Annotated in this window: 13 protein-coding genes; 5 read left to right on the top strand and 8 right to left on the bottom strand. The window is 46.0% G+C overall.

The genetic code is table 11. The features are described 5' to 3' along the window. The 3 genes from A3763_RS17535 to gmk all read right to left on the bottom strand — a co-directional run. Positions 1-1,460: bifunctional (p)ppGpp synthetase/guanosine-3',5'-bis(diphosphate) 3'-pyrophosphohydrolase (locus A3763_RS17535; protein WP_304440825.1), on the bottom strand; the 1,460-nt coding region annotated here is incomplete at its 3' end. Between the two features lie 199 nt (positions 1,461-1,659). Beyond that, the gene (gene rpoZ / locus A3763_RS17540) at positions 1,660-1,875 is read right to left on the bottom strand and encodes a DNA-directed RNA polymerase subunit omega (protein WP_068508646.1); all 216 of its coding nucleotides are present in this window, start codon (positions 1,873-1,875) and stop codon (positions 1,660-1,662) included. 94 nt (positions 1,876-1,969) lie between these two features. Continuing rightward, entirely contained in the window at positions 1,970-2,620 is a 651-nt protein-coding gene (gene gmk / locus A3763_RS17545; RefSeq protein WP_068508644.1) for a guanylate kinase, read from the bottom strand. 188 nt (positions 2,621-2,808) lie between these two features. Here gmk and A3763_RS17550 point away from each other — a divergent pair, with 188 nt between their 5' ends. Next, on the top strand, positions 2,809-4,266 hold the full coding sequence (locus tag A3763_RS17550) for a hypothetical protein (RefSeq protein ID WP_156490714.1): 1,458 nt from the start codon (positions 2,809-2,811) through the stop codon (positions 4,264-4,266). Here A3763_RS17550 and A3763_RS17555 read toward each other — a convergent pair. Genes A3763_RS17555 through A3763_RS17565 form a run of 3 tightly spaced genes read right to left on the bottom strand, consistent with a single transcriptional unit; the run spans position 4,263 to position 7,072 of the window. Next, the gene (locus tag A3763_RS17555; protein WP_082865453.1) at positions 4,263-5,153 is read right to left on the bottom strand and encodes a TIGR01212 family radical SAM protein; all 891 of its coding nucleotides are present in this window, start codon (positions 5,151-5,153) and stop codon (positions 4,263-4,265) included. The genes A3763_RS17550 and A3763_RS17555 overlap by 4 nt on opposite strands. Positions 5,154-5,156: 3 nt before the next feature. Then, the gene (locus tag A3763_RS17560; protein ID WP_231872238.1) at positions 5,157-6,053 is read right to left on the bottom strand and encodes a U32 family peptidase; all 897 of its coding nucleotides are present in this window, start codon (positions 6,051-6,053) and stop codon (positions 5,157-5,159) included. A 23-nt stretch (positions 6,054-6,076) separates the two neighbouring features. Continuing rightward, positions 6,077-7,072 (bottom strand): peptidase U32 family protein, encoded by a 996-nt coding sequence (locus A3763_RS17565; protein WP_068506974.1) that lies wholly within the window; start codon positions 7,070-7,072, stop codon positions 6,077-6,079. A gap of 152 nt (positions 7,073-7,224) precedes the next feature. On the opposite strand from A3763_RS17565, the gene A3763_RS17570 reads away from it, so the two are divergent. From A3763_RS17570 to A3763_RS17575, 3 genes are all read left to right on the top strand, one after another. After that, positions 7,225-7,707 (top strand): SCP2 domain-containing protein, encoded by a 483-nt coding sequence (locus tag A3763_RS17570; RefSeq protein ID WP_068506978.1) that lies wholly within the window; start codon positions 7,225-7,227, stop codon positions 7,705-7,707. A 133-nt stretch (positions 7,708-7,840) separates the two neighbouring features. Next, entirely contained in the window at positions 7,841-8,002 is a 162-nt protein-coding gene (locus tag A3763_RS27085; protein ID WP_082865452.1) for a DUF2986 domain-containing protein, read from the top strand. Positions 8,003-8,155: 153 nt separating this feature from the next. Next, the gene (locus A3763_RS17575; protein WP_068506981.1) at positions 8,156-8,590 is read left to right on the top strand and encodes a PilZ domain-containing protein; all 435 of its coding nucleotides are present in this window, start codon (positions 8,156-8,158) and stop codon (positions 8,588-8,590) included. A gap of 164 nt (positions 8,591-8,754) precedes the next feature. On the opposite strand, the gene A3763_RS17580 is transcribed toward A3763_RS17575, so the two are convergent. Beyond that, positions 8,755-9,054: a hypothetical protein gene (locus tag A3763_RS17580; RefSeq protein WP_068506983.1), complete on the bottom strand. Its 300-nt coding sequence runs from the start codon at positions 9,052-9,054 to the stop codon at positions 8,755-8,757. Positions 9,055-9,186: 132 nt separating this feature from the next. Here A3763_RS17580 and A3763_RS17585 point away from each other — a divergent pair, with 132 nt between their 5' ends. Then, positions 9,187-9,849: an HPP family protein gene (locus A3763_RS17585; RefSeq protein WP_068554771.1), complete on the top strand. Its 663-nt coding sequence runs from the start codon at positions 9,187-9,189 to the stop codon at positions 9,847-9,849. Here A3763_RS17585 and A3763_RS28805 read toward each other — a convergent pair. Continuing rightward, a partial coding sequence (locus tag A3763_RS28805) for a hypothetical protein (protein ID WP_197482949.1) occupies positions 9,846-10,234 on the bottom strand: 389 nt, incomplete at its 5' end. The genes A3763_RS17585 and A3763_RS28805 overlap by 4 nt on opposite strands.

Below are 10,234 nucleotides of genomic sequence, written 5' to 3' on the forward strand. Positions count from 1 at the left end.
AGCAAGCTCTTACCAAGCGCTAGGCTTTCGGCTTCGCGTTGGTCTTTCAAGTAGTGCCTTATGCTGCTCTTGGCTTTACCGGTTGTGACAATATTCAGCCAAGCCCTACTTGGTTTAGCGCTAGGGGCAGTGACTACTTCAACCGTTTGCCCGCTTTGTAGAGGTACGCTCAAGGGGGCAAGTTGTTTGTTTACGCGACAGGCGACACAAGCATGACCAATATCGGTATGGATAGCATAGGCGAAGTCGATTGGGGTTGCCCCCGCAGGTAATTCGAGAATCGCGCCTTTGGGTGTGAATACATAGATCTCGTCGGGGAAGAGGTCGATCTTAACGTGCTCAATAAACTCCATAGAGTCAACGGCTCGTTCACGAAGTTCTTTCAGGCCGCTTAGCCAGCGATCAATACGCGCCTGATTGGCCAAGGCGAGATCTGACTCATCTTTATATTGCCAGTGTGCAGCAATACCGTAGTCAGCCAAATCTTCCATATCCTTAGTACGAATCTGAATCTCGATATTAACGTGCATACCGAAAAGTGTCGTATGGAGAGACTGGTAGCCATTTGCTTTAGGTACGGCGATATAGTCTTTAAAACGAAAGGGCAGCGGCTTGTATAAACTGTGGGCGGCTCCGAGCACGCGATAACAATCGTCTTCAGAGTCAGTAATAATTCGAAAGGCATAAACATCCATAATTTCATGGAAGGATTTATGCTGGTATTTCATTTTTTTATAAATGCTGTTCAGGTGCTTCTCGCGACCGAGTATCTCAGCATTAATACCGCGTTCTTTGAGCTTATCTTCAAGGCAATGTTGAATATCGGCAAGAATTTCATTGTGATTGCCACGTAACTTCTGCACTGCCTGGCCAATATATTTGGCTCGCATCGGGTACATGGCGGCAAAGCCTAAGTCTTCTAGCTCTACCCGAATGCTGTTGATGCCCAGTCGGTTGGCAATTGGCGCGTAGATATCCAGGGTCTCGGTGGCAATGCGTCGACGCTTTTCGGCATGCAAAGGCCCCAGCGTACGCATATTGTGCAGGCGGTCTGCCAGTTTGACTAAAATGACACGAATATCTTTGGCCATCGCCAAGGTCATTTTCTGGAAGTTGTGGGCCTGCGCTTCGGCTTTGGACTTAAACTCTATCTGCGTCAGTTTACTTACGCCATCGACCAGGTCAGCGACAGTATCATTAAACTGCTCGGCTAACTCTTCTTTGGTAACCTCGGTGTCTTCAATGACATCGTGAAGCAGTGCGGCCATTAGTGTTTCGTGATCCATGTGCAAACCAGCAAGGATCTTGGCAACGGCTACCGGATGGATGATGTATGGGTCGCCACTTCGACGGTACTGACCTTCGTGTGCATCTTTAGCACACTCGAAAGCCTGCAAGATCATAGAGACCTTGTTGTCATCCAGATAAGTTCTGACTGCCGCTTCGAGTGATTCTATCAATGCCTGTTCTGCCTGTTCTTTAATAATATGTTTCTAGAAACACGAGTGCCTTAAAATACGAGGGGGATAAGCTCTAAAGCAAAAAAAAGCCGAACGTTTCCATTCAGCTTTATGCGCTCTCACCTATCTTAAGTGAGAACAGATGATTTTCAAGAGTAATTCTCAAGAAAACCACATAATTTATTCATTTTTCAGCAGATTAAGAAGAAATCTCTTCGCGCTTGATCACATCATCATTGATCAAACCTTCTGCAATTTCACGCAAGGCAACAACAGTAGGTTTGTCATTTTCCCACTCTACGAAAGGCTCTTTGCCGCCATTTGCTAGTTGTCTGGCTCTCTTGGTTGAAACCATTACCAATTCAAAACGGTTATCAACGTGATCTAAACAATCTTCAACGGTCACTCTAGCCATTAAATTTTCACCTCTGGAAAAGACGCACTACTCAATAAATAAGGCAGAACTACAGTCCCACCCAAAAACGACCGAACATACTACGAAAAACGCTCTAAGAAGACAATAGCTCGGTCAATATTTCTTCATGCTGCGCGCTTTGACTGGCGGTGTCTAGCCGATTTGATTTAAAAATCGACAATAGATCGCTTAATGCATCGCCAAATTGATCGTTAATAACCAGATAGTCGTACTCATGATAATGGCTACTTTCACTGGTTGCATCGGCCATGCGGCGCTCAATGACTTCTTCACTATCTTGGCCGCGCCCTTGTAAGCGTTCGCGCAAGGCGGCTTTAGATGGAGGTAGGATAAAGATGCTCACGGTATCTGGCATCAGTTCTCTTACTTGCTGCGCACCCTGCCAATCGATTTCAAGAATAACGTCTTGCCCAAGCGCCATACGCTGCTCAAGCCAGGTCTTGGAGGTACCGTAGTAGTTATCGAAAACTTTTGCATGCTCTAGAAAGCCAGATTCAGATATGAGCTGCTCAAACTCGGGGATGCTGACAAAGTGATAATTAACGCCATCGACTTCCCCGGGACGAGCCTGGCGAGTGGTATGAGAAACTGAAACTTCGATACCTGAGTCGGCTTCGAGTAAGGCTGCTACCAGGCTTGTTTTCCCTGCTCCGGAAGGGGCTGAAACGACATATAAACGCCCTTGCCTTGCAACTTCTTTAGACTTTTCACCTGTGCTACCCACTCTTTCTCCTCCAGATTCTAAGCAATGTCTAGGCTGTTATTCATCAGCTAAAACAACTATATTTAATGCGATGTGGAGCATTATGCTAAATTTCAGCTAAAAAGAGTATCTCTTAGTCTCAGTAGATCTTGATAAAGCGCTACAGACGAATTTTATTGAACGGCTAATACTGTTGGTATAAACACCCTGTGAAACAATATTGTCATTATCACCCGATTTCTCCGGCAATCTGGCATTGCCTGTCATGCGAGCGTCATTACGATAAGCTTTGCATGCCCGATGGTGACGAAAGGCAGCAGAAGGCTAAGTGCCCACATTGTAAAAAGCCCATGTCTTTTCTTGAGAAGCGTCACGAGATGCCTCCATTTTGGTCAATGCAACAGCGTTTTTTCGGTCTGCCATTTAAAACAGACGCTTTGTTGCTTTCCTTGTTGTTAGGCCTTAGTGCACTAGCGATGCACTTAAATGCGATATTCGCCCTGCTACTTGCTAGTATCTTGTCTCTAGTGCTTGTGAACTTCTCTGTGCAGGTAGCGCGGAGCTATAGTAAGGCGACTCGCTTATCATCGACGACAGGTTCAAGCTCATTTAATGGGGGGGTGCCAGGAATTGCCTCGGCTTTAGATTTTAAACAGGCTAAGACGAGCCTGATTATTACCGGACTATTAATCGTTTGCTTTGCGCCCCCCATACTTTTACTGAATTATGTTAGTGGCTGGCTTGCCCTAACCTACGCGTTACTTGTTTTATCGATTCTGCCCAGTGTATTGCTTATGCTGCTGTATAGCGATAAACGGCAAGGCGGCCATGGATCTGCTCCACCTAGTTGGATGAGCATTATTAAAAAGATGCACTTATCTTATGTCAGCTTGATTGCATTTTTTGCGATGAGCTATTTGAGCGTATTGGTGATCGCAGATTTGCTTCACCCTGTATTACCCTCCTTTGCTTTTGCTCCGGTTTGTGTGCTGCTGACGGCATATTTTGTTATAGCCCTGTTTGCGGTTTTGGGTTACGTCTTAAAGCGTTATGAATTCTTTTCATCGGTGAGCAGTGTCAAAGCGCTTGAGAGCGAACAAGACAATACGCCAACTGACAGCTCACAACGAATCAATGCTGACTTAGATATCGCGATCAAAGATGGTGACTTTTCCAAAGCCTTGTCTCTTTTGGAAAACAGTATGAAAGGCAAGGGAAAGCGGTCTGACTTGAGAGTCCATCAGCTGTATACGCTATTGCTAGAGCGCCGAGACCTGGTTCGCCTGGAACAGCATAGTCACTTGTTTTTTGAACTCTTACTGGGTCGGGGGCAGAAGTTGGCAGCTTATGAGTTGTTTGAAATGCTGCGCAATGAGCAAGAGAAGTTCCTGGTGCACGATATTCAACTGAGCCTCGATCTGGCTGAAGCGTTTTATCAGATGAAAGAGTATAAACTGGTGCTTTGGTTAGCACGTGAAGCGCACCAACGATTTGACTCGTGCCCGGAATTGGCGAAGTTATATTTACTAGCCGCTAAGACTATTCTTTCGAAGTCCAAGACACCGGAAAAAGCACGTGCATTCTTGCACTATATTGACGAGAACTTTCCGGATACCGAGTTTAAGGAAGCCGCAAGGCGCTTGCTAGAACACCTTGACTCACATTAACTGAGCCGATCATTGATGGCATTGAGTATTTGCCACTTCTTCCCACACCACTGTGGGGCAAGCAGAATGTCTTGCGAGGCTGTTCCGGTTAGCCGGTGAACGATTACGTTTTTAGGAAGGCGCTCAAGCATTTTGACCACGGTATCGATATACGCTTGCTCAGCGACAGGTTCATACAAACCTTTCTTCCATTCTCGTGCTAGCTGCGTTCCTTTTACAATATGAAGCGGATGGAACTTGATTCCATCTGTTCCCAGTGCCAAGACTTTATCTAAGGACTTCAGGCTATCAAGGGCTGCTTCGCCAGGAAGCCCCACTATTAAATGCGTACATACTTTTATCCCCATATCGCGAGCACGCCGACAAGTATCTTCATATTCCATCCAGCCATGACCACGGTTGACCCGCAGGAGTGACTCATCATTAGCGCTTTGTAGTCCTAATTCCAACCATATTTCATAGCCTTGCTCCTGATAAGCCAAGAGCAGTTCGAGCACCTCATCGGGAACACAGTCAGGGCGAGTCCCTATCGACAAGCCAATGACGTCGTCGACCGCTAAAGCACGATCATACAAGCGCTTTAGGTTTTCGGCCTCATCATAGGTGTTGGTATAGGCCTGAAAGTAGCCAAGAAATTTCTTGGCTCCGGTACGCTTGGCGATCACCGCTTTGCCGCGTGCTATTTGTGACTCAATTGAGTCTGGCGCTTTGGCGTTGGGGCTGAAGGATGCGTTATTACAAAAGGTGCAGCCACCAATACCTTTGCTACCGTCTCGATTAGGACAAGTAAAGGAAGCGTTGAGAGAGAGCTTATGGACATGCTCGCCATGGCGCTGTTGCATATACTGGCCAAATGAAAGATAAGGCCTTCCAGCCACAACACTCACAACTTAAACCATTTGACTTGATTGCATATCCATACCCGGCTTGCCAAACCAATAACCGTTGCAATCCTGATCGCTCAGCGCAATTTCACTCGACTGGCCATCAAGCGCATCACGGAAGCGACGAATGATGTCACTCATACCCTCAGCACGAGGGCTTAAGCGCAAGACATCAACATCGAATTTTTTCATTTCAGGCACCTGTGCAAGCAGGTTATAAACCGACGAAGACTGCGTTTGGATGCCGTTAATATTAAATAGGGCCTGTTGCTCCTGACTCTTTACTTCTAGCCCTTCCGGGTAGTGAATGCAGCTAAAGCGACAATCATCCTTGGGTAAGTCCAGGTAACGTGCGGTAAAACACCGCGCGGAGTAAGCGAGAGGAAGATGGCCATAGCTGAAGACTTCGGTTTCAATCTTCTCACGGATACCAAGATCACTTGCCTCGTCGTGAATGGTTTGTAAGCAATGGCCCGAGAGCTCAACCGGCATAACCCAACGTCGAGCACCGTTTCTGACCATAATCGATAAAGTGCGTGCATTGTAGATATTGGTGCTAGGACCACAGACAAAGGGTACTCCTTTGCGCGATAGTAATTGCACTGCAGAGATATCGTTCGCTTCAACTTGAACCGGGGCGTTTTCACAAATATTCTTTAAGGTGCTTAATTCAGAATCTGCCATTAATAACGCCAGACTGGAAATTACGACTTCTTTACCTGATTCCGATAGTTCCTTGGCTAGCTCTAGCCATTCAGCAGTTTTTAATTCTCGGCGCTTAGAACACACCGTCTCGCCTAAATAAATAACATCGACAGGGCTGTCGAGCATCTCTTGGTAGAAGTCATAAACGCGCTGTTTTGGCCAAAAAAACAGGTTTGGGCCTAGTGATAATTTCATCATATTACTCCCTAAATCTGCGGGGTTTATTGCCAGGCGCGCGTATAAGCGCCCAAAGTGGTTTGCGAGCCTTCAGAGACTTTATCGAGTGGCTTGCTCCATTGGGGTTTCACTTTAAAGTTATCCGGGTCGCGCTGATAGCTGTCTAAAGCTTTGCGCCAAACCGAGACAACCTGTTCAACATAAGCCGGGCTGCGTTGTCGACCCTCAATTTTTACAGCCTTGATGCCGATCTCTGTTAAGTCAGGAATTAAGCCAATTGTGTTCAAGCTTGTTGGTTCTTCGAGTGCATTGTAGAGACGGCCTTCCACTTCAAATCGGCCTTTACACAAGGTTGGGTAACCTGCTTTTTCATCTTCCTGATAACGGTCAATTAGCACATTGTTCAAACGTGACTCCAGGCCGTCTTCTGTTTCTTCCCAGCGAACAAAGCTTGCAGGCGAACAGGCACCGCAAGTATTGGGTGATTGGTCGGTTAGGTATGAAGATAAATAGCAGCGCCCTTCAGCCATAATGCATAAGGAACCAAAGGCAAAGACTTCTAATTCGATAGGCGACTTCTTAGCAACTTGCGCCACCTGCTTGAGTGATAAGACGCGTGGCAGCACAGCGCGGCGAACATTGAAATTGCGCTTGTAGAAACTTAGTGACTCAGCATTTGTGCCAGAGCCCTGAACCGACAAGTGCAGGTTTAGATTGGGGTGCTTTTGGGTGGCGTAATCCAGCACCCCCATATCAGCACAAATTAGCGCATCGGCCTGAATATCGGCGGCTACATCAACGGCTCGTTGCCATTTACTCCAACCTTCGGGCTGGGCATAGGTATTCACCGCGATATATAACTTAACGCCTTTGGATCGCGCATAAGCTAAGGCTTGTGAGACCTTTTCTTCTTTGAAGTTTAAGCCTGAGAAGTGACGTGCATTAGTTTCGTCTTTAAATCCTACATAGACGGCACTGGCACCACTATCTACCGCTTTTTTAAAGGCTGGTAAACTGCCAGCCGGACAGACCAAATCCATAAAGAAATACTCGAAATAATACGTCTGACCATTGTGAAGAATCCCCCGGCTAGTCACTATCCCTATTGGTGGGTATTTTATGTACCAACTTGCCGGGATATAGTTTCCTTTAATATCTGTTCGCTAATCTCGTTTTAAGGAGCGAAGCTACAATGCTATTGTCGAGCCCGAGAACTCTGCTTCCAAAATTACCTTTGACTTTGGTCAAACCTGTTCGCCATATGCCTTTTGGCCTGCAAAGTTTAGTGCTAAAAAGAGTGCTGAAAGCGGCCTTTAAGTCAGCCTTGGATCAAGGTGACATGGATTTTCTTAAACAGCGTTGGCTAAAAATCGAGATTAGCGATGCGGATATCAATTGGTTCTTTAGTTGTGGTCCTCGAAACGAGATATTAATGCAGAAGGATGCGCAGACGGACGTTTGTATTCGCGGTAGTTTGCGTAGCTTTATTTTGCTCGCGGCCCAAAAAGAAGACCCGGATACGCTGTTCTTCCAGCGTGACTTGGTGATTGAGGGTGACACTGATCTGGGTCTTGAGATCAAAAACCTGATGGATAGCCTGGATCTCGATGACTTGCCACCAGAGCTGCTATTTGCCGTAAGAAGTGCTGCAGAGTATGTGACAGTATTTAGCTAAATACTCTTACTCCAATAGCGCCCGTCCGCTTAGGAGGTAATCCATTGTTTTGGGTATATAAGCTTCCACCAAGCTTCCACCAAGCTTTCCTAACGACTAGAATCCCCCTATCTATCGTTAAAGGCCAGATTTGATGAATCGTAAAAAGAAGCTGAACTCCATCCTCAAGAAAAAACTTAAGAAGGCAAATGCCAAACTGGCGCCTAAGAAGAATGATAAACCTCGCTATATATCCAAAGCAGAACGGGCTGTAATGGAAGAAGAAAACACCTTAACTGAGATCAAAAACGACTAATAGATTGTCGGCTTATAGCCTTTTCTTGGGTGGCCGTGTACCTTCCAAAAAATTAATCTTTTTCATCTTATAAAAAAGTGACAAAAGTCTCACTTCGATCCATATTGTTAGCAGCTAGCATTTTGTACTTAGCCTAAGAGATGTACCGCAGCGATGAATACACCCGCACCACGAGCTTATATTCGCCACCCGTCCAAGGTTGGTATACAGGTTACGCCTTTGAGTACGCGCGAGCAGCTCAATCTGGAGATTAATAATATCAGCCAGGGTGGTCTGTCTTTTGATTCCAATGTTTCATTTTTCAAAGATACTGTGGTGAAGCTGAAAATACCTTCGGTTAAGCCGGTATTTAAGGTCAATGCAATTATTCGTTGGTGCCGAGAGCAAAGTGACAAGCAAGGCAGCCCATACGAGCTGGGCGTAGAGTTTCTCGACAATGATGACGCCTTTAAAGTTCGTATGATCGAACAGGTATGTCATATTGCCGAGTATCGAAAAGACTTGCAGGAACAGTTGGGTAAGCGAGTGACCTGGAATCAGGCCTCTCAGGAATGGATTAGCAAGAATGGGGGCAGCTTTCCGCGCTAGTCCGCGGTGAGTCACATTCAGGCAGGGCGAGTATTGTGAAGCAAACCTGTCATCGAATATGATCAAAAACGTATAACAGAAAGCAAAAAGCCGCAATACACAATGAACAATGTATTACGGCTTACTCAACTAACTAGCGTACTTTTTGGAACCTTCTGACCAGCTCAGGTGCCTTCGACTTCGACTTCCATCTCTACGTCTTTGAATAATAGTCCGAATGTATCCCAGACCTCTTCGACGGATTTCTCAATTTCATGCACTGCATGCTCTGAGGACGCGACAAGCTGTTCCTCTTTTTCTTTCAGTCCTGAACGATAATCTAGCAGTTTTTGATATTTATTTTGTGCGATTGATCGTAGCTCGTCAGGCAAGTCCTTTACCCTGTGCTCCATGCGGTCGATTTTGTAATCCCATTCTTCTAATTTCTTTGCAAATTTCTCAATTTGCTCATGATGTGAAGACATTTTCACTACTCCTACTATGCTACAAGTCAACGCCAGAATAGCGCGCTACAAAAAAAAGCTCATTGATGTAGGTCAACGGCCGATTTATATTCATATAAGCTTAGAATTCCAATATGAAGGTGACATGACAGCATGGCCGTATTTTTTGTACACGATGTAAGGACAGGGCTCGTTACACCACTAGACCGTAAGTTTAGGGTGCGTGATATTCCTCCAACGGATGAACTGACTGAAATACAGAAAGTTCATTCTAAAGCTGAAACCGACCCCGAAGATTTTAAAGATCATCGTCAAAAGTCAAAGCAGAAACCCCTGGAGCCGAGTGCAAGCCAGCAGAAAGCGATTTCTGCCTACCAAGAAGTTAAGCCCGCCCGAAGCCCTTTGGGGAGAGTGAAGAATATTATGAGCTCGCCGGTACTGAGTATCAGCAAAGATAAGACGCTCGAAGATGCCTGGCGTATTATGCAGAAGTATGAAATACATCACCTGGTCATTCTTGATGAGGAACAGAAATATTGCGGAATGCTATCTGATAAAAAGATCGTCCCTTTTCTAATGAGCCCACAGGGTGGTAACCTCGAGGAAATGCAGAAAAGCTCGCTAAACGCCTTCTGTCACGAATCGTTGTTATCAACCCACCCAGAAACTCAGGTAGAAGACTTAGCACCAGCTTTGTTGGAGTATGGCTTGGACGCGATAGCGGTATTCGAGAATCAACAGATTGTCGGGATCGTTACCCACCCCGATATATTGAAGACGATACTACTGAAGGAGTCGCTAGAAGCAGATGCTTAATCTGGTCGAGCTTGTTGGGGGCTAAAAAGTAAAATGATTAGACCTAAGAGGCCAACTGCCGTGATCGATAAGCCGGCTTCTAATACGACACCTGCAAAACGGTGGTCTAAGCGGTAGAGACCACTCGAAAAACCATAACTCAAATCCAGTAACCCCAGGAACAGTGCCGCACCGGCGCAGGCTGCTGCGAGTACTCGGCCCTTTTGCATCCATTGGTTGCACCACAAAGGCAGGGCAGAAACTAGCATACCAAAGGCCAGAATTAAATCAGGCAGCACAAAGCTTCTTTCCCACAAGTAATAGCCTTCAAAATGTGGCATCAGTGCTCTTAGCTCTTCGATAGAAAAGAGCGAGCCGTTAAAGAACTGCCACCAGAAATGTATGA

It is taken from the genome of Oleiphilus sp. HI0128, assembly GCF_001635365.1.